Raw genomic sequence first — 25,311 nt, 5'->3', positions numbered from 1 at the left:
GCGTCAACAGGCCGGACACATGACCGCAACCCGCATTGATCAAAATCAACCAACAATACCCTTGCAGAAACGGAGCCATCCACACATGACAATGCTTGGTCTGCTCATGACCGAACAAACCACACTTCCCGAAATCTTTGATTTTAGCCGGACCAAGGCGCTTTTCTGGAATCGATCCTATGGCGATCAATACACAACTGAACGCGCCATCTAGTTAGGCGCCAAATCATTCGGTCAACCGCCTCAACCGCATTTGGAATATCCGCAGTCCAGACAGCAGTTACAACCCTCCTTCCGGATCATCCCGGCGGTTCCGCATTGCGGGCAGATTGCGCCGGGCCGTGCTGCAACGGAAACAACCGCTTCTTCCTCGACTGTACCGGTCTGGACGTCGCTAGCCTCACTCTCGATCACCGACGTGAGTTCCAGATGCCGCTCGATCACATCGCCAATCGCAGCAAGTATCGAAGGGACATATTTCTTGTTCATCCACGCGCCACCGCGAGGATCGAAAACGGCCTTCAGCTCTTCCGGAACAAAGGACACATCGCCGCCTCGCCGGAAAACAGCCGAGATCATCCGGGTCAGCGCGAGCGTCCAGGCATAGTGCTCCATATTCTTCGAATTGATGAAAATCTCGAAAGGCCGCGGCCCCGCCTTTGTTTCGAGATCGTTGATCGTCACATACACGGCATGAGCACTGTCAGGCCATTTGAGTTTGTAGGTTTTGCCGCCAAGCGCCTCTTCGCGCGGCACCAGCACAGGCAGCTCATCGATGGTTTCCGCAACTTCAGCGGTTTCAGAACTGACGCTCAAGACGGAACCGGTCACTGCGTTGGGACGATAGGTCGTCATCCCCTTGCAACCCGACCGATATCCTTCAATATATATCTGCGAAAAGGCGGCGAATTCGATATCCTCTGGACAGTTGACGGTCTTTGAAATCGAGCTGTCGATATGCTTTTGTGCCGCCGCCTGCATCGCCAGATGGTCATCCGGGGTCAGTGTCTGCGCACTGACAAACAGCGAATCCGGCGGCAAGGCTTCGGCTCCCTTTACGCGGCGCCAGACCCGCATGGCATAGTCTTCCACGGCCTCGGCCCGTGTCGATCCGTCGCCCTGGCGAATGCGCCGGTCATAGGAATAGGCGAAGACAGGTTCGATCCCAGATGACACATTACCGGCCAACAGCGAGGTCGTACCCGTCGGAGCGATGGAAGTAAGGCAGCCGTTGCGGAGTCCGTGTTCGGCAATCATCGCGCGAGTTTCGGGATCGAGATCCTGCAAATTGGGACGATCAAGGATGCACGGATCATATAGCGGAAAGGCCCCTTTTTCAGCGGCGAGCAATGCGGACGCCCGGTAGGCCTCGCGCTTCATGATCTTCAACCAGCGCTCGACGGTTCGAGTGGCCGATTCGCACCCATAGATTTCCCCGCAAAACAAAAGCGCATCGGCCAGTCCGGTTATTCCAAGGCCGATCCGGCGTTTTGCCTTTGCCTCGACTTCCTGTTCGGGTAGCGGATAGCGGGATATGTCGATCACATTGTCGAGCATGCGGACCGCCGTTGCCGTGATTTCTGCAAGCTGGTCTTCATCAAGCGTGGCTCCGTCCTCGAACGGCCTGTCGACCATCCGCGCCAGATTGATCGAGCCGAGCAGACAGGCGCCATAAGGCGGCAGCATCTGCTCGCCGCATGGATTGCTGGCGCTGATGGCTTCGCAATAGGCGAGGTTATTCTGCTGATTGACGCGGTCGACGAAGATCACCCCCGGTTCTGCGCAATCATAGGTGGACCGCATCAGCCGGGCCCATAAGTCGCGAGCGCGCACAGTACGATATACCTCGCCCCGGAACAGCAACGACCAGTCCTTGTCCGCTTCCAACGCCGCCATGAATGCGTCGGTCACCAATACGGAGATGTTGAAGTTACGGAACCGATCGGCATCGCGCTTGGCATCGATGAACGCTTCGATATCGGGATGGTCGATTCGCAGACATCCCATCATCGCACCCCGACGCTGTCCCGCAGAATGCACGGTCCGGCACATGGAGTCCCAGCAGTCCATGAAAGATAACGGTCCCGATGCATCGGCTCCGACACCGAGCACCTCGGCGCCGACCGGGCGTATCGTGGAAAAATCCATGCCGACGCCGCCGCCTTGCTGCATCGTCAGAGCGGCTTCGCGAAGATGATCGAATATCCCGCTTAGGCTATCGGGTATGGTTCCCATAACGAAACAGTTGAACAAGGTAACCGATCGCCCGGTTCCTGCTCCTGCAAGAATGCGTCCCGCCGGAATGAACCGGAAATCAGCCACAGCATCGAAAAATCGCGCGCCCCATTCTTCGCGCAGATCCTGCTTTTCTGCCTCGACGACAGCGGCCGCCACGCGTGCTGCGGTTTCTTCGAAACACTGATCACCGGTTCCTGCAGAAGGTGTAAAACGATATTTTGCAGTCCAGATCTCTTCGGAAAGTGTCGTATCGAATGACATGGCCACCCCTATATATTGCGCAAATTACGTATTTCACATACAATATATGGGTGCCGCCTTTTTGATATATCTCAAATTCTAACCAATATGTCGGCCTAAAGTTCGCTTCGTGTAGACCTGAGCCGGATGTTCAACGTCACCGGCTCGACGGGAAACGGGAATGATCGCGATGAATGGCCTGAAACATAGTAATCGCTCCCGAGCCGTCCTGATTGATTTTGGCCAGATGATCGCACGTGATTTCTGCAATTCGGTAGATGAAAAGTGCCCCTGAATATGGAAAGAGTCATTGATGACAACGCTCAGACCGATTGAATTTCTCGATACCCATGAAGTAACCAATCAGCCGCCTCCGCTGGAAGGTTTTGATCGTTTCGGCTCGGACAAGGCACTGCGCGATGCGGTGACAAGAAGTGGCGGGCAATCTCATTTCGAACGGCTGAGCGAGTTCGGGCTCCGCACGGGTTCAACCGAAGTGCTCGGCTGGGGCGAAGCAGCGAACCGAAATGTACCCGTCCTCGAAACGCATGATCGCAATGGCCGCCGGATCGACGAAGTGCGGTTCCATCCGGCCTATCACGAGCTGATGGCGCTCGGTCTCAACTGCGGTGTCGCAGCGTCCGCTTGGGACGGGACTGAGGTCGGGCATACGTTCCATGCGGCGCTGAGCTTTCTTATCGGCCAGGCCGACGCCGGCACTGGGTGTCCGATGACAATGACTTATGCCGCTGTCGCGGCACTTAGTGTCGATTCCGAAATAGGCGACGAATGGATCCCACGGATCACGGCCTCGCGTTACGATCCCGCCGTCCGTCCGGCCAACGAAAAGGCCGGTGTTACCATCGGCATGGCAATGACCGAAAAACAGGGCGGTTCAGACGTTCGCGCGAACACGACCAGGGCCGAGGCTGCCGACGGCGCCTACCGGCTAACCGGTCATAAATGGTTCTGCTCGGCTCCGATGTGCGACGCCTTCCTGACTTTGGCCTATGCCGAAGGCGGCCTGACCTGCTTCCTCGTCCCGCGCTGGACACCCGATGGGGAGCGCAATGCCGGCTTTCGCGTAATGCGTCTCAAGGACAAGCTCGGCGACCGTTCGAATGCGTCCTCCGAAGTCGAATATCATCAAGCCTATGCTGAGCGCCTCGGTGAGGAGGGGCGCGGCGTCCCAACGATCATCCAGATGGTCCAACATACCCGGCTCGATTGCATTGTCGGCTCGGCCGCAACGATGCGCGCGGCGCTTGTCGAGGCGCTGTGGCACACATCGCATCGCACGGCTTTCCAGCGTGGCTTGGCAGACCAGCCGGCGATGGCGGCGGTGCTCGCCGATTTGGCGGTTGAGAGCGAAGCGGCGACAGCTTTGGGATTCCGGGTAGCGGCGGCGTTCGATGCCGATGAACAGCTCGCCCGGCTTCTGACGCCGATCGCGAAATATTGGGTGTGCAAGCGCGCACCCGGCATGGTCTATGAGGCGATGGAATGCTTGGGCGGCAGTGGTTATGTCGAGGCTGGGCCGATGCCAAGACTGTTCCGCCAGTCGCCATTGAACGCGATCTGGGAAGGGTCGGGCAACGTCATCGCGCTGGACGTGCTCAGGGCGATGGCACGCGAGCCGGAAGCACTTGACGCGCTGCAGGCGTTTCTATCAACCGCGCGCGGCCGCCATCCTTCTTATGATCGCTGGCTCGACGATCTCGATTTCGACGACGCAAGCGAACAGCTTGCCCGCCATACCGTCGAGCGGCTAGCGCTGGCTGCCCAGGGCGCAGTCCTGATCGGAGCAGAGAGCCCAGTCGCCGAAGCCTTTTGCCGCCTGCGCTTCGAAGGCTCGGCTTTTGCTTATGGTGCATCCGACACTGCCATTGACGCCCGCGCGATTATCGAACGGGCAACCCCGGCACTCGGCTGACGCTAGCCATCTGTATCGTCCATCCACGAGACTCCAAGCGATTTGTACAATGCAAGCGCCGATCCGGACTGCACGCAGTATGAGCTAAAAATTCAAACATCGACGACGCACTGCCTCTTACGACACATCCAAACCCCGCTCGGCCAGAAGGTCTTCGACATCGCGGAAACTCAAAGTGAACTTGGCGTACAGCTACACTACATATCGGATGATCTCGGGCGGAATGCGATGGTTATCAAATGAGATTGGTTCCATCAACGCCAGTTAGTCGCTTGTTCGCCCGACCGCCACTCAAGTTATCGTGACAATGCCGCTGCGCCTATGTCGCTAAGGCGCGGCTGAATCTCCTGGGCACCGAGCGTATAGTGAGAGGGGCCGTCTCGTCCTCTACTGTAGCATTTTTCACTGCAGCTAACGTTCCGAAAGCCAAGCTTTTCCAGAACGCGATCCGAGGCGGGGTTGTCGGTAAGATGCCTCGCGACGATCCGTCTATAGCCGAGCGAAGCCCGCACCGCCTCGACCGCTGCGTGCGCTGCCTCGCTGGCAAAACCGCGATCCCAGTGGTCGGGCGCAATCCAGTAGCAAAGTTCGGGGACGCCATCGCAGTCCCTAAAACCGACTGATCCTATCAGTAGTACCGGATCAACCGTGCGTTCGAAGATCAAGAAGGACGGATGCCATATATCGCTCGGCTTTGAGAGAAATGCGTCGACGTCCTCAAATGGTTCCGGCCAAGGCGTACGCGACAGATTGCAGACGGCCCGCAATTCGGCAATCGCTGCGGCCAACTGCGGCGCATCCTCAACCCAGCCGGGCCGCAAGAACAGTCTTTGGGTAACCGCAAACATGTCTCTCTCCATGCGCCCCAGATAGGTTTTTTTAGCAAAGCTTAAGGGCGATAATGTGAGGTCAGCACCGACGCTGGTTGACTGACAAAGAGATCGACCCGGCAGTGTCTGAGGAGCGGCCCGTAGTCCGAGCCGCTCCTCCAGTTCAGAACCGGAAGCCTATCCCGGTGAGGATTTCATTTCGCGATATGTCATCCTCGTAGATCGTATGTCGATATTCACTTTTGAGATACGTCGATGGCGTCAGGGCCACTTCCAGACCGGCGCCCAACCGGAGTCCGTCCAAATTTACTGTTTCACTGGTCAATATGCCTCCATTCTCGACGAACTCGTCCGTCCGATAATTGGAATAACCGGCCGCGAGATACCCGAGCGCATTGTTGCCGATCCGCGTGCCCAGCCGTCCCATAAGAGCGATGTCTCTGCTCCCGTCATAAGAGCGTGTCACCGATCCGTCCTCGAAACTGTATTCGTCGTCGGAGAAGCTTATTCCTGCTTCGACGCCAGCTATGAGATTCGACCCGATTGGCACGTCATAGCCTGCGGCAAAACCCCAACCCAATTCCGAGTTCGTTTCGTTCTCCGACGTCTGTGGATTTCGCAAATCGAACTGGAGTTGGTTCCAGCCTATTGTGGCCTCGACACGAGGCCCGACAAACTCTTCCGCGTGGGCGGCGGTCACGCCAAGCCCTGATGCTACGATGATTGCTGCGGTTATTGCGTGGTAATGCTTCATGGTTTCATCCTTCACTTCACTGGTTGAAACGCAGAAATTTCCTGCGTTGAGCCATCTGTGAAGGACATTGTTTTCACGGCGATTTCACTTGGTTGTCAGCATTGATGGAGTGCAGACACATTACTGAAATGTTTAGCGAAGCGGAAGTGAAACCCGCGCGCACAGCCCGCCGGAAGGCCGGTTCATGAGCTGCACTACACCGCCATGCGCCAAGACGGCTCTGTGCACTATCGCCAGACCGAGACCCATACCGCCAGTCGAGCGATTTCTCGAATTCTCGGCGCGATAGAATGGCTCGAACGCTCGGACGAGATCCAACTCGGACATGCCGGGTCCGTCGTCAACAACCTCAACTATAGCCGAACCAGCGTCAATGCGGACACTCACCCGAGCGCGGCCGGCATAGCTGAGGGCATTCTGGATGAGGTTCACAAATACCCGCCTGAGGAGAATTGGATCGCCATTGATCGTAACGGACTCCGATCCGGACATTCGGACGTCCTTACCGAGATCCGCCAAGTCATCCACAACGCCCTCGACAAGCAGACTCAGCTCCATCGGCTCAGGCGCTTGCGTCCGCGTTTCATTTTGCACGAAATCGAGCGTAACCGCGATCATCTGCTCCATTTCGGCTATTTCTGCTTCGACATACTTTCGGACCGGCGCTGGTGCAGAAAGGACATGAAAGTGGAGGCGCGAGAGAGGCGTCCGAAGGTCATGAGCGATTGCGCCGACCATGGAAGTCCGCTCCTTAACGAAATTCTGAAGACGTGCCTGCATTTCATTCAGAGCCCTTGCAGCCCGCCTGATCTCCGCGGGACCGCTCACTTCGACCCGAGCCAAGTCGTGTTGAGTGCCAAGAAGCTCCGCAGCCTCCCCAAATGCCCGGATCGGTCGCGCAATTCGTTTACTGAACCACCAAGCTATCGGGAAGACCAGCAGCACCGAGAAGAGAATCCAGAGGATCATTCTGGATCGCCATCTCTGCACGAGGCGTTCACTACCACCTGACACCATTCGCCAACTGCCGTCAGGCTGTTCCAAGGCGACGGTGAAAGACCCGAAGATCACAGGATTGAAATCGTCCCCTTGCAGGACCGCCGGCGATTGTCCTCCCGAAGCGGCCGTGCCCGGGGCAGTCGGGGCTACATCTGAGTTTATCTCAGTCTCCGGCTGAGTGAAGAACCGGATGAAGGCGAGCCGCAGTTGGTTGTGAGGCGCGAATTCGCTCGACGAAGACAGGATATCAGCATTCTCCACCTGAAGGGAGGTTCGGCGTTGGATTGTATTTTCACCGCGTAGCAACTGGGCGACTTCACGCGCCGTCACAGGGTCTCCTGTGGGAGGCGGATGGAGCAAGATAATCGCTACGTTGACCAGCGCAACGGCTAGCACAACCCCGATGACCAGGATCAGTGTGTGTGAGAAAATCGAGCCTGATTTCCGGCCTGATCTCACAACTGTGACACTTTCGGAAGGAACATATATCCTTCGCTCCGGACAGTATGGATAAGCTCGCCAGCCATTCGGCTGGAGAGCTTGTGCCGCAGTCGGCTAATCTGGGTGTCTACAGCCCGATCAAATGCATCGCTGTCGGGTCCACGCGTATATTCGAGCAACTGGTCGCGGCTGAGCACGCGCCGCGGGCGTTCTACGAAGGTTCTCAGAAGCGAGAATTCCCCTTCCGACAAGGCAATGATGATGTTCTTGGGATCATGAAGCACATGACGAACCAGATCGAGCCGCCAACCTTCGAATTGATAACAACCGCGGCAGTCCTCATCCTTATCCCGTGGCTGCTGTCTTCGCAGCACGGCACGAATCCGCGCGAGCAGCTCGCGGGGCGAAACCGGCTTCGGCAGATAGTCGTCCGCACCAACCTCGAGGCCGATGATGCGGTCTGTCTCGCTGCCTAGTGCGGAAACCATGATGATAGACAAATCGCGGCGGCTTGATAGCGATCGGGCGAGCGAGAGCCCATCCTCTCCGGGCATCATCACGTCCAGGATCACGACATCGACTTTATGGGTCTGAAGGAGTTCACGCATCTCGGTGCCTCCCTCCGCCTCCAATACCGTGAAACCATGGCCCCTGAGAAATTCTCCGATGAGGCCACGGAGGGAAGGATCGTCATCGACGATCAGTATCTCGATATCCCCGTTCATTTCGTCATCAAGGATTTGTGGCATGGAGTACCCATTGCCAGCGAATTTGTGCATCCGTTTGTCGCGAGCGACAAAGAGTTGACACATTCTGATCCCGCAGCAGGTGTCAGAGCACCCCGAAAAGTCCAGCAGAGACGGGTCCGAACTATCATCCCTCCCGCCTTCATTACTCCGGGCCTTCCGCCTGACCGCTGCACGAAATTGCACCTTCTGCGCTGGTCGGCGAGATGTTCGTCATCGACCAGAGATTTCCCGCAAGCGCGCGGTTGCGTCCCAAGTCATGTAGTTCGCGCATATGCGATGGTTCGAAATCGAGCCAGTCCGGCTCAGCCGCGTCGGCGGGGATTGCGGCTAACCTGAAGTTCATTAGATGCCGCCGGGCGAACGCATTCGTGTTCGCGATCGCGATCCGCGTCATATGCATCATCAAGGAAGAGAAACTGCGGTTGATAATCGGGATGATCGCGACCGCAGTGGCGCGCGCTGGCACTTCGATCTGACCGTTGACCAAAATGAAGACATTTGCGCCGCACAATCCCCCGAGTTCCTCGCCAGCCAAGTGGATGATCTCGGGTGCGATAAAAAAAGGCGTCGAGGCCCCGCCGTCGACATGCATCTCTTGATAATCCCGCCCATCTGCTTCGACATCAATAAGCACGGGCGGGAGCAAGCCGGGAACGCTTGCGGAAGCGATCAGGACATCCCGGAAAAGCCGCCGCGCGGGCTCCCCTTTTCGCGAGGCTATCAGTCCCATGTCCCAGAGTACGGTCTCTTGCCTGTCGAGATCAGTTGTCGCAACCAGTAGCATTCTCCCGGTCGAAGCTTCGCGCGCGATCTCTTCGACCAGTTCGACGGTGATGAACCGGTCGACTAGATCGCGCAACGAGCGACCGGAACTCAGGCTGGGTTCGAACAAAGCTCCCAATCCGCGTGGGCGCAAGAGGTGACGTATATGTTCACCAGTGAACGCGTCGTTCATGTGACGGTCCCAGTGACTGCCAAGAAAAGCAAACGGCGCGGCCAGAGCTCCGGCGCTCACGCCGGTCACGACCTCGTAGCGCGGCCGTTCGCCGCGTTCCCCCAACCCTGTGAGGGCGCCCGCCGAGAAAGCGCCGCTCGCGCCGCCGCCCGAGAGGGCTAGAATGTCGATCGTGCCATCGGTCGCCGCCAGACGCAAACGTCGTATCCGCTCCCGCGCCTCGAGTCCTGTAAAGCGCGGATCGGTACCGAGCGAGCGCACCAATGGTGAGAAGCTCGGCGGGGCTGCTTGGAGATCCGGTGGTGGTGGGAGTTCGCGAGGAACGGTGACACAGCCGGACAGCAGCAAGGAAATCACAGGCAGGGTGGCTCGCCATCTATTCTTCCGCTTCGGGATGCGCTCGTTGCAAGAGACTGCCCCGATGCGAAAAGACTCTACCCTTGTCATTACGGGCGGTCTTCCGCTTCACCTGGGGGGATTATGATCGTCTCTCTCTTCTTCGGAATTTGGGCGCGCCATCCCAACTGGCGCGTTATTTCATTTGCCAGAGCGGCGGATGACCGGGGCTCGCCATGCATCACAAAGGTTTGCAACGGCGGATTTTCGAATGCGCCAAGCCATTTTAGGAGCGCCGCTTGGTCCGCATGCGCGGAGAACCCGCCTAGAGTGTGGATACTGGCGCGCACCTGTACCTCCTTTCCAAAAATGCGAACCTGCTCAGCGCCCTCCACAAGCCGGCGTCCAAGCGTGCCCTGGGCTTGATATCCCGTGATCAGGACCGCATTCCTGCGGCCACCCAGGTTGTGCAACAAGTGGTGCTTGATACGTCCGGCAGTGCACATGCCGCTTGCAGCGATAATTATCGCGCCAGAACTAATCGTGTTCAGCGCGCGCGATTCATCGACGCTCCCAACAAATCTGAGATTCGGAATTCCGGTACCTGACGCATGCCATGCAGCCAGAGTTTGAGCCTGCGCATCGAAGAGCTCAAGGTGCCGCATCGTCAGTTCGGTAACGGCCGTCGCCATCGGCGAATCGACAAAGATATCAAGATGCCCGAACCGGCCCTGTCGGGCTAAACAATGCAAATAGTAGATCAGTTCTTGTGTCCGGCCGACCGCAAAAGCCGGAACGATGACATTTCCTTTCTTGGACTGTAGCGTCTCGTTCACCACGGTCACGAACTCGTCGATCGTATCAGCATGATTCTTGTGGTGCCGGTCACCATAGGTAGATTCGACTAGCAGAATATCGGCGTCGTTGATCAAGAATGGATCGCGCAGGATCGGCCGGCCCGGCTGGCCGAGATCCCCAGAGAACACCAGCTTGCGCTCATCGGCACCCTCCTTGACCCATATCTCCACGATGGCCGAGCCGAGAATGTGACCGGCATCGCGCAACCGAACGCGCACATTGTCATGTGGACTGAAATACTCGTCATAATGGACGGGGTGGAGTTGGCCCAAAATAGCCTCGGCATCCTCCATGACGTATATCGGCTCGGCCGCGACGCGGTCGCGATTTCGGTACCGTTTCGCCCGTTCGGCATCGGACTCCTGGATATGCGCACTATCGCGCAGCATGATTTCAAGAAGGTCCGCGGTCGCGGGTGTGGAGTAGACCGGTCCCCGGAAACCCTCCCGCCAAAGCTTGGGCAGAAGACCGCTATGATCGATGTGCGCATGGGTCAGAAGCACGAAGCTTATCGTGCTAGGATCAAACGCGAAGGACTCCCGGTTGCGGTCCGCCGCCTCTCGACCCCCTTGGAACATTCCACAATCGACCAGAAAGCGCAGTTGCTCAGTCTCGATCATCGTGCAGGAACCGGTGACCTCCTGCGCCGCCCCATGGAAGGTGATTTTCACGAGCCGTCCCGCCCGCTGGCCTTCCGCAGGAACCGGTACGCGATCAAAACGATGGCGGTCCACACGGTGCTCCGCAGGCTCATTGCGATGATCGTGCGCGTCTCATAACCGCCGCCGAGAGCGATATGGACGCCGAACGCGACGAAGACGGCCAGCGTCGCCGCCGCAATGGCGAATGCGAGCCTCGCCGCCCAACGTCGCCGAAACCAAAGGCCAAAGCCGGCAATAAGGTAGGCAAAGCCCGCCAGAAAATTGAACCAGACGACGAAGGACACATACTGGCCGGCCGCGAGCCTTGCCGTCTCGCTCCAGAACAAGACGCCGCCACCCTCCCGGATCGTCAAAAGTCCGAATAGGACGCCGACGATGCCCGCCGACCGGACCCAGAACTTTCCGTCCGCACGTGTCGGCATCATCGTGGCTCCTCTGTTATCCGGTTCACAATATTCGATGTGGAAGTTTTCATTCCGGCGGCCTCCCGCCATAAAAATCATGGACGATCTGAATCGCCTCGTCGGCGCGATCGACGATTTGAAACAGAGCGATGTCATCAGGGTCGACGACTGCGTCCTCGACGAGAAAGTCGAAATCGATTGCACGAGTCCAGAAGTCCCGGCCAATCAGAACGACAGGCATGGGCGCGATTTTTTTGGTTTGGATCAGGGTTAAAACCTCGAAGAGCTCATCCATCGTTCCGTACCCGCCCGGAAACGCAACCAAGGCCTTCGCGCGCAACAGAAAGTGCATCTTGCGGATCGCGAAATATCGGAATTGAAAGCTAAGTTCCGGGCTGACGAACGGGTTTGGTTCCTGCTCATGCGGCAAGGTGATGTTAAATCCGATGCTTCGAGCGTCGGCCTCACGGGCACCCCTGTTAGCGGCTTCCATGATGCCCGGTCCGCCGCCGGTTACGACGACGAAATCCCTCCGATCTATCTCTTGGAAGCGGTGTGAGACGAATGCCGAGAATCGCCGGGCTTCCTCATAGTAGCGCGAGTAAGTCTGCCGTTTACGGGCCCGCGCGAGTTTCGATTGCAGCTGCGGATCGCTTGGCTTCCCGCGAACCGCTCTTTCAAGCTCTAAGACCTGCCTTCGCGCCGTATCCGGCGGCAGAATCCGTGCACTCCCGAACACCACAATGGTTGAGCGAATCTCTTCTTGTCGCAAGTACCATTCCGGTTTCAGCAGTTCCAGCTGCAGACGGAGGGGCCGCAGATCATCCATCGCGAGGAATTCGAGATCCTCGGAGGCCGGTCGATAGGCGCGACTTTGTACCCGGGTTGGAGTCGACCGCGACCGGCTTTCCGAAGACATTTTCATCTGCTTACTCACGATTCGACCTCTATTGCTAACTCGTCCACCCGAGAACGCGCCTCGACCAAGTAGAGCACCGACGTGGCCTATCGATCTCCATGTCAGCTCCCGATATCGACGGGAGTTGGCCGACCAAGGCGATCGGAATTCGCTGAACGGGACCCATTGAGGCTGCCCTGCCCTGCGCGAAATCGGCTAATCATCTTCGGCATCCGTTTCATGCTCGCCTGCTCCATAATCGCGGTCTTGGTGCTCGAAGGAGTCGGCTGAGCGGAGCTCAAATGCCGCCGGATCATATGCGACGATCGCATAGATCGTTCCGGCTATGGCGAGAGCACCGAGAAGATAAGCAAAGAGCGTTGGCCGCCGAGCTTCGCGAGCTTCGGGATGACGTTCGGCGCGCTTGCGGCCGATAATCATCGCGCGCACCAGATTGTCTCGCGTGAGGAATGACATCACGATGACGGCAAGAATGTGAACTGCGACGAGGGCAAGCAATACGTATGCGATCAATTCGTGGATATCCTCGCCGCCGCCTTCGGCCATCATTATGCCGGTCCAGACCGTCGCCGCTATCAACGCGAGCAGAAGGAGAGCGCTCACCGCGCCCAGCGCATTGTGGCCGAGGCTCGGTTTGGAGCGCGCGCGGAACAGATCTTTGACGTGGTGGCCTATGGCAGAAGGTTTGACGAAATCGGCGAAACGGGAATGCTCACCACCAATGAACCCCCATATCAGTCGAAAGACAATCAGAACCGCGACCACCCAGCCCGAAGCAATGTGCCATTCGGAAAGCGGGCTGCCTTCTTCGGACGACAGAAAGGCAACGGCTATCGCGATAACTAACAACCAGTGGAAGAGCCTAAGCGGGAGATCCCAAACGCGAATGCTGTCACTCAACATAATTTGATGGGATTGGGATTCCATGTGTTCCTCCAACATGAGCCAGTAGCGGAAATTATCACCACACCGATCGGTATCCATACGGGTTAGGCCGTAGCGATTTCGAAGGATGCGACATCCAAAAAAAGAGAGGTGTGAAAGCTGAACCTGCCCATGTCGATTATGTCATTGCAATAACTGAATCGGGCATCTGTTTGATACGCCAACGGCGCAAGTCGCACTTTACACCTCCGCAAAACTGCGTATGTTCGTTCGAACGAACTATGACGCAACAACTCCTCTTAACCGCCATTGATCATTTTGGCAAATCCGGCTTTGACGGAGCAAGTACGCGGGCGATCGCGTCCGCTTCCGGGACCGCCATGTCGTCGATTACTTATCATTATGGGGGCAAGAAGGGCCTCTATCTGGCGGCTGCCGACCATATTGCCGAGAGCCTGAGTGAAGGCTTGGGACCCATTCTCGCCAATGCACGCGAACATGCAGCTGCCCCGCGCAACCAGGCTGTTGAGACGATACTTCTTCTTCTTGATGGAATGGCAACAATGATGCTGAGTCCCGCTTCGGAGCCTTGGGCGCGCTTCATAATTCGCGAGCAACAACAGCCGACCGAGGCATTTGAACGACTTTATCTTGGCGCGATGCGTGACGTAACAGAAACTCTAGTCGCTTTGGTAAAACGCGCCCGTCCAGATCTCGATGATTTCGAAGCGCGCGCCACTTCCATTTTTCTGCATGGCCATGCACTGACCCTTCGCGCAGGCCGGGCGGCGGTGCATCGCGTCCTTGGTTACGAAACGCTCGACGATGATGTCTGCCAAAGACTTCGCAAACGGCTGCGCGTCCATGCGCTACGCATACTAACCGAAGAAGAGGTGCCGTCATGACCAAAAGGCGAGTGATCCTGCTCGCTATAGCTGCGGCTGTAGTTATCGTCGTCGTTGTAACAAGAGGTTTCGGTCTATTCGGCGACAACGAGAGAGCCCCTCTGACGCTTTACGGCAATGTCGATATCCGCGAGGTCGATCTTGCTTTCCGTGTGGGTGGCCGAATTGACGAAATCAGCGTTGAGGAAGGCGAACGCGTGGAAGAGAATGAACTGCTCGCCAGGCTGGACACGCGTCCGATAATGAGCCGCGTTGCCGAGGCCAATGCCCGCACCGCCGAAGCAGAGGCACAGCTCACTCGGCTCCGCACCGGCAATCGGGCACAGGATATTGGACAAGCGCGAGCGCGCGTGTCGGCCGCACAAGCGATGCGCGAAAATGCGCACCGCGACTATGCACGGCGAGAAGGCCTCGTCGAAACAGGGGCAATCAGTCGCGATCTATGGGATCAGACGGTCGCCGAATTACACCGCACCGACGCACAGCTAGCCGAAGCGCAGCAGGCGCTTTCGTTGCTCCGCGAAGGCACCAGACGCGAAGATATTGATGCGGCTCAAGCGCGGCTCCGGGCGGCACGAGCGGCCCGCGACAGCATCTCCATCGATGCCGATGATACCGTCCTACGAGCCGCGAATTCTGGCACCGTCGTGACACGCGCGCAGGAACCCGGTGCGATCATCCAGCCGGGCGAAACGGTGCTGACACTTAGCATCGACCGGCCGATGCGAGTGCGCGCCTATATCGCCGAACCCGATCTTTGGCGGATCGGGCCGGGCATGGCGGTCGAGGTCAGCGCCGACGGCAATCCCAAGACCTATCGCGGGACTATCGGTTACATTTCGCCGCGCGCGGAGTTTACACCGCGATCGGTAGAAACTGAAAGCCTTCGTACCGATCTCGTTTATCGGCTGCGAATCATTGTCGAAGATCCCGACGAGGCGCTCCGCCAAGGCCAGCCAGTAACGATCCGCCTTCCTGCCGCCCGAACATCGCGCGAGAACTGAGCGCCATGGCTGATCATGTCGCCCAGGCCCGGGACATCGTCAAACGGTTCGGTGACGGTAAACCCTCGCTCGACGGCGCGTCGATCACCATCGTTCCGGGAGAGATCACAGGATTGGTCGGACCCGATGGTTCCGGCAAAACAACGCTCATCAGGATATTAGCTGGCCTGATGAAAGCCGATGCTGGCGAAGTCGACGTATTCGGCGGCCAGCCCGGCGAATTTCTCGACGACCTGGGTTATATGCCGCAGCGCTTTGGGCTCTACGAGGATCTGTCCGTAATTCAGAATCTCCGCCTTTATGCCGAACTGCGTGGGTTGCCGAAAGACGAGCAAGCGGCAGTTTTCGATCAACTGCTCGATTTTACCGACCTCAAGCGTTTCGGGGATCGTCTCGCCGGCAATCTCTCGGGAGGGATGAAACAGAAGCTCGGCTTGGCTTGCGCGCTCGTCAAAACGCCGCGGCTTTTGTTGCTAGACGAGCCGAGCGTCGGCGTCGATCCGATCTCGCGCCGCGAACTCTGGTCGATGGTCAAAGAGCTGACTGGCGAGGGCATCGGCGTTCTCTGGTCGACGGCCTATCTCGACGAAGCAGAAAGTTGCGACACGGTATTCCTGCTCGGCGAAGGCGAGCTGTTGTTCTCGGGCAAGCCCGGCGAACTGACCGGTGGTGTACGCGAGCGGGTCTTTCGCATATCCGATTTCGAGGAGCGCCGTCGGCGGCTGCTGACCCGTTTGCTCGACCGCGACGACATAATCGACGGGACGATCCAGGGACGCGCCGTGCGGGTCCTGATGGCTCCTTTTTCGCCGCGACCGACATTGGACGCTCTCGGTCTCGCGTCCAGCGTTGAAATAGATCCTGCGGCGCCGCGTTTTGAGGATGGCTTTATCGAAATCCTTGGCGGCGGACCGCAAGGAACAAGCGCGCTCGCCGAGCGCTACCGCCAAGTACCGCCCGGCGACCGGCCAGCCATCGAGGCGCGCGGGCTTACAAAAAAATTTGGCGATTTCACCGCTGCGCATGACATCACCTTCGAGGTGCCCGCGGGCCGGATATTCGGATTGCTCGGGCCCAATGGTGCAGGCAAGTCGACGACTTTCAAGATGCTGTGCGGCTTACTCACTCCGACCGAGGGCGATGGTGCAGTTGTCGGTCATGATTTGCGATCGGCGGCGTCGGATGCCCGCGCGGCGCTCGGCTATATGGCACAGAAATTTTCGCTCTATGGCGATCTGAGCGTCCGCCAGAATCTCGATTTTTTTGCCGGCGCGTACGGATTGAACCGCACCTCGGCGCGTAGCGCCATCGACAATGTCGTCGATATTTTCGAGCTTGGAGATCGTCTCTCGGTCAACGCCGGAACGCTGCCACTGGGCTTTAAACAGCGGCTGGCGCTGGCCTGTGCCGTGATGCATCAGCCGCCCGTACTCTTCCTCGACGAACCCACGTCGGGCGTCGATCCGGTCATGCGCCGCGAATTCTGGGTGCACATCAACGGCCTCGTCGAAAGGGGCGTGACCGTGCTCGTCACCACGCATTTCATGGAAGAGGCCGAATATTGCGACGAGATCACCCTGATCTATCGCGCCGAACAGATCGCTACCGGATCGCCCGACGATCTCAAGGCCAAAGCGGCGGACCTGGCCGATCTCGACGACCCGACGATGGAGGACGCCTTTATCGCGCTGATCCAGGCGTCCGAGCGCGTCGAGCAAGATGAACTGCGGAGCGCGGCATGACGAGACCGCCGACCTTTTTACGTTTCGACCTACGCCGCGTGTCGGCGCTGGTCGTCAAGGAATCGGTGCAGATCGTCCGCGACCCGTCGACCTTCCTTATCGCTTTTGTATTGCCGCTGATCCTATTGTTCATCTTCGGCTATGGCGTCTCGCTCGATGCCAGCCGCATCCGTATCGGCCTCGTGCTTGAAGACGACAGCGCGCCCGCCCTGTCGCTTGCCCAAGCCTATCAGAATAGTGATTATTTCGATGTCGACATGGCCCGCAGCGTCGCGGTCGTCCGCGACCGGATGGTCGCGGGAGACTTGCGAGCGATGGTCGTCATCCCGTCCGATTTCGGCGCAGCAGTCCAGCGAGGCGAGAGGCCGGTGATTCAGATCATCACCGACGGCTCTCAGCCGAACACCGCGAATTTCGCCGCTGGCTATGCCGAAGGCGTGCGCGCCAATTGGGCCGCTGCTGAGAATCTGGAGAGCGGCCGCGCGCAGGCTCCGCCGATCTCGCTGGCGACACGCTATTGGTTCAACCCCGAACTCAAGAGTCGCTATTTTCTCGTCCCCGGCTCAATCGCGATCGTAATGACGATGATCGGAACGCTGCTTACTTCGCTCGTCGTCGCGCGCGAATGGGAGCGAGGGACGATGGAGGCGCTGATGGCGACACCGGTCAGCATGGCCGAATTTATCGCCAGCAAGATCGTGCCTTATTTCGTTCTGGGTCTGGGTTCGATGGCGCTGTGCACGGTTCTCGGCATCACCGTGTTCGGCGTGCCGTTTCGAGGGTCGATTCTCGCGCTGCTTGCAATATCCTCGGCTTTTCTGCTTCCCGCGCTCGGACTCGGATTGTTCATTTCCGCCGCAACAAAGAATCAATTTGTCGCCAGCCAGATCGCCTTGTTGACCGGGTTTCTCCCGGCATTCCTGCTTTCGGGCTTCCTATTCGAGATATCGTCGATGCCTTGGCCGATCCAGATGCTGACCTATATCGTGCCTGCCCGCTATCTGATCCCACCGCTCCAGACGGTGTTCGTCGCCGGCGATATCTGGAGCCTGTTTCTACCCAACATCGTGATCATGCTCGGTTTCGGCGTGGCATTCTTTGCGCTATCCTTTCGCGCGACCCGGCGGAGTCTCGACTGATGGGCCGGCTGCGCGCGATCACGATCAAGGAGATATGGGCGCTGATCCGCGATCCGCGCAGCCGGATTACTCTGTTCATCCCGCCGCTTATCCAGCTGCTGATCTTCAGCTATGCGGCGACGCTCGAGGTCGACAATATCGATGTAGGACTGCTCGATATGAGCGCCGGCGTTCATAGCAGCGAGTTCGCCTCACGCCTTGCGGGAAGTCCCAATTTCCGGACTATCAAGCGATTGCAGTCGCCCGGCGAACTGCGTGCAGCGATCGACCGGCAAGAAGTGATCGCGGCGATCGTCATCGAAGCGGATTTCGATCGCAGGGTCGAATCCGGACAGCCCGCGACAATCGGCGTGGTGCTCGACGGCAGGCGATCGAACGCCGCCCAGATCGTCGCCAGCTATCTCCAGGACATAGCCACAAGTGTCGGGGCCGATATCGGCCCACTTTCGCGCGCTCCGCCCGGAGGCAGCGTGGTCACCAACTGGTTCAACCCCAGTCTCGATTTCGTCTGGTTCAATCTTCCCGGTCTGCTCGTCCTTATCGTCTCGGTAACGGGGCTGTCGGTGACCGCGCAAAGCGTTTCGCGAGAACGCGAACTGGGGACGTTCGACCAGCTGATGGTCTCGCCGCTGCGCACGCATGAGATATTGATCGGCAAGATGATTCCTCCGCTGATCGTCGGACTGATCAACGGCATCATTTATCTACTCGCCGCCCGGCTCATCTTCGGCGTGCCATTTACCGGCTCAGTCGCGCTCTTCTTTTTCGCGCTAACCGTCTACATGCTCGCGCTGATCGGTGTCGGCATGCTGGTTTCATCCATCTCCCAGACCCAACAGCAGGCGTTTCTCGGCTCGTTTCTCGCGACTGTACCGGTCGTCATGCTGTCAGGCTTTTCTTCGCCAGTCGAAAATATGCCCGGTTGGTTGCAGATCGCCAATCTCGTCAATCCTGCGCAGTATTTTCTCGTCATCTCGCACGGCCTTTTTCTCAAGGCGATGCCCGTTGGCGCGGTGCTCGCGCAACTCTGGCCTATCGTGATCATCGGCTGCGTCACGCTCGCTACGTCGGCTTGGCTGTTTCGCGCCCGAATGGAGTAGCATAATGCGGTTTCGATCTTCTTTCATCCTGACGATCTTGGCGATCGCGCCGGCGTGCACTGTCGGCCCCGATTACGAGCGTCCGGAATTGCAGGTCGGGAGCGATTGGATGGAGCCCGCTATACTTGGTTCCGTTGATCAGCAATGGTGGGACAATTTTAACGACCCTATGCTCTCGCGGCTCGTCGAGATGGCGATCGCCGACAGCCCGCAATTGCGCGAGGCTGAGGCGCGGCTCGCCGAAGCGCGAGCAAACCGCGATGCGGCACTTGGCGGACGGCTGCCACAAACCGAGGCGAGTGGCGCGGTGAGCGAAAACGTGGTCAGCGAGAACGGCCAATTCCCAGTCGGCGAAATTCCCGGTTTCGCACGCGATTTCAGCCTGTTCGATCTCGGTTTCGATGCCAGCTGGGAAATCGATTTCTGGGGCCGTCACACGCGCCAGATCGAGGGAGCACAAGCACGCGCCGAGGCCGCTCTCGAAGCGCGCCGCGGCGTGCTCGTCACGTTGATCGGCGAAGTCGCGCGTGCCTATGTCGATCTGCGCGTCGCCCAGGCCGAACAAGAGAGCCTTGCCAATGTTGCTCAAGCCGAAACTGTGCGCGCCGATCTGACCGGCCAGCGTTTCCAAGGAGGTGAGAGTTCGCGTCTTGAATGGGACCAGGCGACCTATATGGCGCGGGTGAGCGCACAAGCCGTCCCCGAGGCTGAAGGCCGCGTAGCGGCTGCTGCCTATCGCATCGCCACGCTGATCGGATCGTCACCCGAAGCGATCGTACCGGACCTTCTCCGTCCCGGCCCAGTTCCCGAAAGCCCGGAACAGATACTGGCGGGCCTGCGCTCCGAACTTATGACGCGCCGCCCCGATATCCGCCGCGCCGAACGTGAACTCGCTGCCGCGACGGCCGATATTGGCGTGGCCACCGCCGATCTCTTCCCCCGCTTTTCACTGTTCGGTTCGCTTGGCCAGCAGGCGCGCAATACTGGGGATCTCCTGTCGGGCGGCAGCACCCGCCTGTCGATCGGCCCCAGCTTCTCGTGGCCGATCTTTTCGGGCGGCCGTATCCGCGCGCAAATCCGTGGTGCCGACGCACGGGCAGAAGCGGCAGCGGCACGCTATGAGGCTGCCGTTATCGGGGCGCTGTCCGACAGCGAGGGGTCCATCAACCGGTTTCTTCGGATGGGAGAGGCCGAGGAGGAAGCGATGCATGCATACGATCGGCAACAATCGGTCTTTCGCTTCGCCGAGCAAAGGCATCAGGCGGGCGAAGATGACGCGCTTGTGCTTGCCGCCGCCCGCAGGGCATTGGCCGAAGCCGGAATTCGTCTGGAACGCGTGCGCGGTGATCGCGCCAGATCGGCAATCACTCTTTACAAATCGCTTGGGGGTGGATGGATCTCTGACCCGGAAAGCCAGCGAACACTGATACATTAATTTGAAGAAATCGAAGATGCTGTCGAACGAAAGTCAGCGTTTACGGATTTCAGACACGGCATTCCATTCTTGAAATGCGATGGTTCGATATCGCTCCGGCGATCCCTGATCGGCCGATAGAATTCCCTGCTCCCTCAAATAAATTCGCTGTTCTTTATCTTAGGGAATTTGCGGGTGAAGGGCGCAGAAATGAGGGGCTAATATTGGTCACCAATGCTCAAGTTTCGGGCGAAATTGCCTATTTTCCCTGTAAATTCCCATAGAACAGGGAAAATTGCACGCGAGACCGGTTCGCTCCGGACTGCGTCGCGCACCACCCCGCAGCCTCCTGCATTCATATTTCGCACGATCAGCCATACCGCGCCCCAGAGCAGCACGACACTGGGATTTCGCTGCTCTACTTGCGCTGAATCAAAGTATCCGGCGATAAATCCGTTAGCCTCCCGCCATCAGGAACGGTTCTGGTCAGGATAGGGTGGCGGAAACGACGACGAACAGAGATCGATCGACAGCGCAGCCGGCCTTTCGGGCCACCGGTCTGCGCAAGACCTATGACATGGGCGAAACGCAAGTCCATGCTCTGCGCGGCGTCGACCTCGAAATCGGTGCCGGCGAGGTACTCGTGCTGCTCGGCCCGTCGGGAAGCGGCAAATCGACCCTGCTCAACATCGTCGGCGCGCTCGACCGACCTACAGCCGGACAGCTCTGGTATGAGGATACCGAACTGACGGCCCTGAACGATCACGCCCTGACGCGGTTTCGCCGCGCCCATGTCGGCTTCATCTTCCAGTTCTACAACCTCATTCCGAGCCTGACGGCCGAAGAGAATGTCCGGCTGGTGACCGATATTGCGACCGACCCGATGCCCGCCGCCGAAGCGCTGGAGCTGGTCGGGCTCGGCGACCGTCGAGCGCATTTCCCGGCTCAACTTTCGGGCGGCGAACAACAGCGTGTCGCCGTCGCACGCGCAATCGCCAAGCGACCGCACGTCTTGTTCTGTGACGAACCGACCGGAGCGCTCGACAGCAAGACCGGGATCAAAGTTCTCGAGACGCTCGCCAATGCCAATGCGGAGCTTGGCGCGACGCTGATCATCATCACCCATAATGCCGGAATCGCCGGGATGGCGGACCGGGTGTTCAATTTTCTCGACGGCCGGATCGCGTCGATCGAGGTGAACGAGACGCGCATCGCACCGTCCGAGATAAGCTGGTGAAAGCGCTGGATCTCAAGCTGCTACGAGATCTCTGGCGGATTCGTGGTCAAGCGCTCGCCATCGCGCTGGTCGTTGGCGCCGCAACCGCCACTTTCGTCATGTCGCTCGGCGTCTATCGCTCGCTGATGGAGACGCGCGACATCTATTATGAGCGCAACCATTTCGCCGACGTGTTTTCGGGAATGACACGCGCACCCAGGAGCATCGTCGGGCGGATCGAGACGATAGAGGGTGTCAGGCACGCCGAAGGCCGGATCATCCAATATGCGACGCTCGACATTCCGGGCCGCGTCGAATCGATCCGTACCGTGATCAACTCGGTTGGCGAAGGCGGAGAGACCGACCTCAACCGGCTGACCCTCGTCGCGGGCCGCGGGCCGCGCAGCAGCGCCGCCGGCGAGATTGTGATCGACGAGGCCTTTGCGGACGCCAACGGCTTCGCGCCGGGCGACGAGATCGACGCGCTGATCTACGGTACTCGCGAACGGCTAACGGTGGTCGGCATCGGCCTCGCGCCCGACTATATCTACGCGATCGCACCGGGCGAGCTCATTCCCGACGAAAGCCGGTTCGGTATCTTCTGGATGGGCGAACGGGCGCTCGAAGCGGCGACCAACCGGACCGAAGCGATCAACTTCATCTCGATGACGCTGGAACGCGGAGCATCCGAAGCTGAAGTCATCCGCCGACTCGACGTGATCCTCGCGCCGTTCGGCGGGACCGGTGCCTATGGACGGGACGACCACCCGTCCAACGCTTTCGTCGACAATGAGCTGATGCAGCTCGATGTGATGACGACCACGATTCCACCGGTGTTCCTGATCGTCTCGACCTTCCTCGTCTATATCGTGCTCGGCCGACTGATCAGCACCGAGCGCGAACAGATCGGCCTGCTCAAGGCGTTCGGCTATACCGACGGAGCGATCGCCTGGCATTATCTGAAGTTCGCCCTGGCGATTTCCGCACTCGGCATACTGATCGGTTGGGCGGCAGGTGCCTGGATGGGACGCGGCATGACCGCCCTCTACACAGAATATTACCGATTTCCCTTTCTCTACTACCGCATCTCGCCGAGCATCTTCGCGATCGCGGCGCTGCTCGCCGCAGGGTCGGCCGTGCTCGGCGCGATGGGCGGCGTCAGGACCGTGATCGGACTGACCCCGGCGATCGCCATGGCTCCCCCGCAGCCACCGATCTACAAGACCGGCTTCCTCGAACGCGTGGGGCAGAAGGCCGGATTCACGAGCATCGGCCACATGATCGTCCGCCATATCGGGCGCTGGCCGGTGCGGTCCGGTATCACGGTGTTCGGCGTCGCCCTCTCGCTCGGCCTGCTGTTCAGCACGATGCAGTTCCTCGACGGCACCAACGAGATGCTCGAGGCCAATTTCTTCCGGGCACAGAATCAGGACCTGACCGTGGCGCTTATCGAAGCGGGAAACGAGGAAGTGCTGCACAATCTGGCAAGCATTCCGGGCGTGTTGCGGGTCGAAGCGACGCGGGCGGCCTCCGCGCGGCTGCGCAACGGCCATCGTTCCGAGCGCGTCGCCATCGAGAGCGCGTCGAGCAACACCCGGCTCTGGTCGCGTATCGATGCATCGGGCCGCGAAATCCCCTTGCCGCCAGCCGGGCTGATGCTGAGCGGGCAGCTCGCGGCGAAGCTCGATATCCGGGCCGGAGACCGGGTCGAGGTCGATATGCTCGAAGGGCGGCGGATACGGACGCAGATTCCGGTCGTGACGACGATCAGCGAATATATCGGCTCGCGCGCCTATGCCGACAGCGTAACCCTGGAGCGGCTGACACGTGACAATTCACCGGTCGGGTCGGCACTGCTACGGATCGATCCGGCGGCGCGGGAGGACATTCTCGACGAACTGCGCGAGATGCCGATCGTTCTGGGCGTGACCGAACGCCGAGCGACGCTGGACAAGTTCCGTGAAATGATCGACGACAATATGATCACGATGATCGGCTTCTATATCGCCTTCGCCTCGGCGATCGTTATCGGCGTCGTATACAACAGCGCGCGGATCATCTTCTCTGAACGCGCGCGCGAACTCGCGACGCTCCGGGTTCTCGGCTATCACAAGCAGGAGGTCGGCTTGATCCTGCTCGGCCAGATCGCACTGCTCGTCGCGCTGGCCGTGCCGGTCGGCTGCCTGACCGGTTACGCGCTCGGTCAGAGTCTCGCCGCGGCATTCAGTTCGGATCTGTTCCGGCTGCCCTTCGCGCCGACGCGAGGCACCTACGGCTTCTCGATCGTCGTGGTCCTCGTCGCTGCCGCCCTGACGGCGCTGATCGTCGCCCGGCGGGTGGCAAGACTGGATATGGTACGTGTATTGAAGGCGCGAGACTGATGCTCGAAAAACTCAAACGCTGGCGGTGGGCCATCCTGATCGCCGCCCTGTTCATCCTAGGCCTCGGCTACAGCTTCTGGCCCGAAGCCGTTCCCGTCGACACCGGGGAGGTGACCCGCGGTCCGATGACTGTGGGCATAACCGACGACGGCGTAACGCGCGTCCACGATGCCTATATCGTCTCGGCCCCGGTCAGCGGCTATGTCACACGGATCGAGATCGAGCCCGGCGATCGGGTCGTAGCGCGTGAGACTATCATCGCGCGGATGGCGGGCCGGCCATCGACCCCGCTCGATACGCGGTCACGGCGCGAGCTACAAAACGCACTCGCCGCTGCTCGCGCAGCCGAACGCAGCGCCCGGGCACGGACTCAGAGCGCAATCGCCTCGCTCGACCTTGCCCGGCGCGAACTGGCGCGCGCCGAGGCTCTCGCCGAGCGTGGTTTCCTGCCGCAATCGCGGCTCGATGCCGCCCGCACCGAAGCCGCTGCGCGCGGCGCGGCGCTCGCGGCTGCCCGGGCGAATGTCGAGCAGAACCGCTCTGAAGTCGGCCGTATCCGCGCCTCGCTGAACGAGCCGGCAACCGGCACACCGACGGGCAGCGGCCCGGTCGCCGTCCGCTCTCCAACCAGCGGAACGATATTGCGTATACTGCATGAAAGCGAAGGCGTCGTCGCCGAGGGGACGCCCCTTGTCGAGATCGGCGATCCCGAGCAGATCGAAATCGTCGTCGACCTCCTGTCGCGCGAAGCGGTGCGCGTCCGGCCCGGCGCGCCCGTCGCAATCACCCGCTGGGGCGGGGAGGAGGTGCTGGCCGGGCGGATCCGCCGGATCGAACCGTTCGGCGAACTCAAGATCTCCGCACTCGGCATTGAGGAGCAGCGCGTCAATGTCATCATCGATTTCAACGAACCGCTGGAGAGCATCGCACGGCTCGGCCATGGCTATCAGGTCGACGCAACGATCACCGTTTGGAGCCGCGAGGATGCGCTGCGGGTTCCGATCGGGGCGATTTTTCGCAGTGGGGCCGACTGGCACGTCTATGTCGTATCGGGCGGACGCGCCGTCGAACGGCCGGTCGAGATCGGCCATATAAATGACGAGCATGCCGAGGTTCTCGGCGGACTCGACGAAGACGAAGAGGTTATCGTCAACCCAGGCAATCGGGTCGCCGACGGACGCCGGATCACGAACCGCAATTGACCGGC

At 59.5% G+C, this 25,311-nt stretch carries 21 protein-coding genes and 2 pseudogenes; 11 read left to right on the top strand and 12 right to left on the bottom strand.

Annotated elements, in window-relative coordinates; genetic code table 11:
• A partial coding sequence (locus DFR46_RS14725) for a hypothetical protein (RefSeq protein WP_211306441.1) occupies positions 1–214 on the top strand: 214 nt, incomplete at its 5' end.
• 29 nt (positions 215–243) lie between these two features.
• Here DFR46_RS14725 and DFR46_RS14250 read toward each other — a convergent pair.
• Positions 244–2,499, bottom strand: a complete 2,256-nt coding sequence (locus DFR46_RS14250; protein WP_116237044.1) for an adenosylcobalamin-dependent ribonucleoside-diphosphate reductase — start codon at positions 2,497–2,499, stop codon at positions 244–246.
• A 292-nt stretch (positions 2,500–2,791) separates the two neighbouring features.
• Between DFR46_RS14250 and DFR46_RS14245 the strand changes: the two genes are divergently transcribed.
• Positions 2,792–4,411 (top strand): acyl-CoA dehydrogenase family protein, encoded by a 1,620-nt coding sequence (locus DFR46_RS14245; RefSeq protein WP_116237043.1) that lies wholly within the window; start codon positions 2,792–2,794, stop codon positions 4,409–4,411.
• A gap of 120 nt (positions 4,412–4,531) precedes the next feature.
• Here DFR46_RS14245 and DFR46_RS14975 read toward each other — a convergent pair.
• The 11 genes and pseudogenes from DFR46_RS14975 to DFR46_RS14195 form a co-directional block, all read right to left on the bottom strand.
• Positions 4,532–4,666, bottom strand: a pseudogene (locus DFR46_RS14975) (IS6 family transposase); the annotation flags it as partial.
• 41 nt (positions 4,667–4,707) lie between these two features.
• The gene (locus DFR46_RS14235) at positions 4,708–5,259 is read right to left on the bottom strand and encodes a GNAT family N-acetyltransferase (RefSeq protein ID WP_211306440.1); all 552 of its coding nucleotides are present in this window, start codon (positions 5,257–5,259) and stop codon (positions 4,708–4,710) included.
• Positions 5,260–5,404: 145 nt separating this feature from the next.
• Positions 5,405–6,010 (bottom strand): outer membrane protein, encoded by a 606-nt coding sequence (locus tag DFR46_RS14230; RefSeq protein ID WP_116237041.1) that lies wholly within the window; start codon positions 6,008–6,010, stop codon positions 5,405–5,407.
• 117 nt (positions 6,011–6,127) lie between these two features.
• Positions 6,128–6,622 (bottom strand): sensor histidine kinase, encoded by a 495-nt coding sequence (locus DFR46_RS14970; protein WP_245953875.1) that lies wholly within the window; start codon positions 6,620–6,622, stop codon positions 6,128–6,130.
• A 147-nt stretch (positions 6,623–6,769) separates the two neighbouring features.
• A pseudogene (locus DFR46_RS15060) lies at positions 6,770–6,964 on the bottom strand (HAMP domain-containing protein); the annotation flags it as partial.
• A gap of 485 nt (positions 6,965–7,449) precedes the next feature.
• Positions 7,450–8,184 (bottom strand): response regulator, encoded by a 735-nt coding sequence (locus DFR46_RS14220; RefSeq protein WP_116237039.1) that lies wholly within the window; start codon positions 8,182–8,184, stop codon positions 7,450–7,452.
• A 142-nt stretch (positions 8,185–8,326) separates the two neighbouring features.
• Positions 8,327–9,487, bottom strand: coding sequence for a patatin-like phospholipase family protein (locus DFR46_RS14215; RefSeq protein ID WP_162843486.1), 1,161 nt, complete (start codon positions 9,485–9,487; stop codon positions 8,327–8,329).
• 98 nt (positions 9,488–9,585) lie between these two features.
• Positions 9,586–11,004 (bottom strand): MBL fold metallo-hydrolase RNA specificity domain-containing protein, encoded by a 1,419-nt coding sequence (locus DFR46_RS14210; RefSeq protein ID WP_116237037.1) that lies wholly within the window; start codon positions 11,002–11,004, stop codon positions 9,586–9,588.
• The gene (locus DFR46_RS14205; protein ID WP_245953873.1) at positions 11,001–11,420 is read right to left on the bottom strand and encodes a hypothetical protein; all 420 of its coding nucleotides are present in this window, start codon (positions 11,418–11,420) and stop codon (positions 11,001–11,003) included. Before DFR46_RS14205 ends, DFR46_RS14210 begins: the two co-directional genes overlap by 4 nt.
• Before the next feature lie 46 nt (positions 11,421–11,466).
• The gene (locus DFR46_RS14200; protein ID WP_245953872.1) at positions 11,467–12,336 is read right to left on the bottom strand and encodes an LOG family protein; all 870 of its coding nucleotides are present in this window, start codon (positions 12,334–12,336) and stop codon (positions 11,467–11,469) included.
• A 177-nt stretch (positions 12,337–12,513) separates the two neighbouring features.
• A complete protein-coding gene (locus DFR46_RS14195; protein WP_245953871.1) occupies positions 12,514–13,245 on the bottom strand; it encodes a cytochrome b/b6 domain-containing protein in 732 nt (243 codons plus the stop codon).
• Positions 13,246–13,355: 110 nt separating this feature from the next.
• Here DFR46_RS14195 and DFR46_RS14190 point away from each other — a divergent pair, with 110 nt between their 5' ends.
• The 9 genes from DFR46_RS14190 to DFR46_RS14150 all read left to right on the top strand — a co-directional run bounded on the left by DFR46_RS14190 (position 13,356) and on the right by DFR46_RS14150 (position 25,306).
• Complete coding sequence (locus tag DFR46_RS14190; protein ID WP_211306438.1) at positions 13,356–14,108, top strand: CerR family C-terminal domain-containing protein; 753 nt, start codon at positions 13,356–13,358, stop codon at positions 14,106–14,108.
• A complete protein-coding gene (locus DFR46_RS14185; RefSeq protein WP_116237035.1) occupies positions 14,105–15,112 on the top strand; it encodes an HlyD family secretion protein in 1,008 nt (335 codons plus the stop codon). The genes DFR46_RS14190 and DFR46_RS14185 overlap by 4 nt, the downstream gene beginning before the upstream one ends.
• Before the next feature lie 5 nt (positions 15,113–15,117).
• Positions 15,118–16,854, top strand: coding sequence for an ATP-binding cassette domain-containing protein (locus tag DFR46_RS14180; RefSeq protein ID WP_116237034.1), 1,737 nt, complete (start codon positions 15,118–15,120; stop codon positions 16,852–16,854).
• On the top strand, positions 16,851–17,993 hold the full coding sequence (locus DFR46_RS14175; RefSeq protein ID WP_116237033.1) for an ABC transporter permease: 1,143 nt from the start codon (positions 16,851–16,853) through the stop codon (positions 17,991–17,993). Before DFR46_RS14180 ends, DFR46_RS14175 begins: the two co-directional genes overlap by 4 nt.
• Positions 17,993–19,093 (top strand): ABC transporter permease, encoded by a 1,101-nt coding sequence (locus DFR46_RS14170; RefSeq protein WP_116237032.1) that lies wholly within the window; start codon positions 17,993–17,995, stop codon positions 19,091–19,093. Before DFR46_RS14175 ends, DFR46_RS14170 begins: the two co-directional genes overlap by 1 nt.
• Before the next feature lie 4 nt (positions 19,094–19,097).
• A complete protein-coding gene (locus DFR46_RS14165) occupies positions 19,098–20,528 on the top strand; it encodes an efflux transporter outer membrane subunit (protein WP_245953870.1) in 1,431 nt (476 codons plus the stop codon).
• Positions 20,529–21,003: 475 nt separating this feature from the next.
• Positions 21,004–21,744 carry an ABC transporter ATP-binding protein gene (locus DFR46_RS14160; protein ID WP_245953869.1) on the top strand — a complete coding sequence of 247 codons (741 nt, stop codon included), beginning with the start codon at positions 21,004–21,006 and terminating at the stop codon, positions 21,742–21,744.
• The gene (locus DFR46_RS14155; protein WP_116237030.1) at positions 21,741–24,104 is read left to right on the top strand and encodes an ABC transporter permease; all 2,364 of its coding nucleotides are present in this window, start codon (positions 21,741–21,743) and stop codon (positions 24,102–24,104) included. Before DFR46_RS14160 ends, DFR46_RS14155 begins: the two co-directional genes overlap by 4 nt.
• Positions 24,104–25,306: an efflux RND transporter periplasmic adaptor subunit gene (locus tag DFR46_RS14150; RefSeq protein WP_116237029.1), complete on the top strand. Its 1,203-nt coding sequence runs from the start codon at positions 24,104–24,106 to the stop codon at positions 25,304–25,306. Before DFR46_RS14155 ends, DFR46_RS14150 begins: the two co-directional genes overlap by 1 nt.
• The last annotated feature ends 5 nt before the right edge of the window (positions 25,307–25,311 follow it).

This window comes from Parasphingopyxis lamellibrachiae (assembly GCF_003385775.1).
Taxonomy (GTDB): domain Bacteria; phylum Pseudomonadota; class Alphaproteobacteria; order Sphingomonadales; family Sphingomonadaceae; genus Parasphingopyxis; species Parasphingopyxis lamellibrachiae.
The sequence above is the reverse complement of the archived record's forward strand: the minus strand, read 5'-3'. Positions and strand labels throughout refer to the sequence as shown.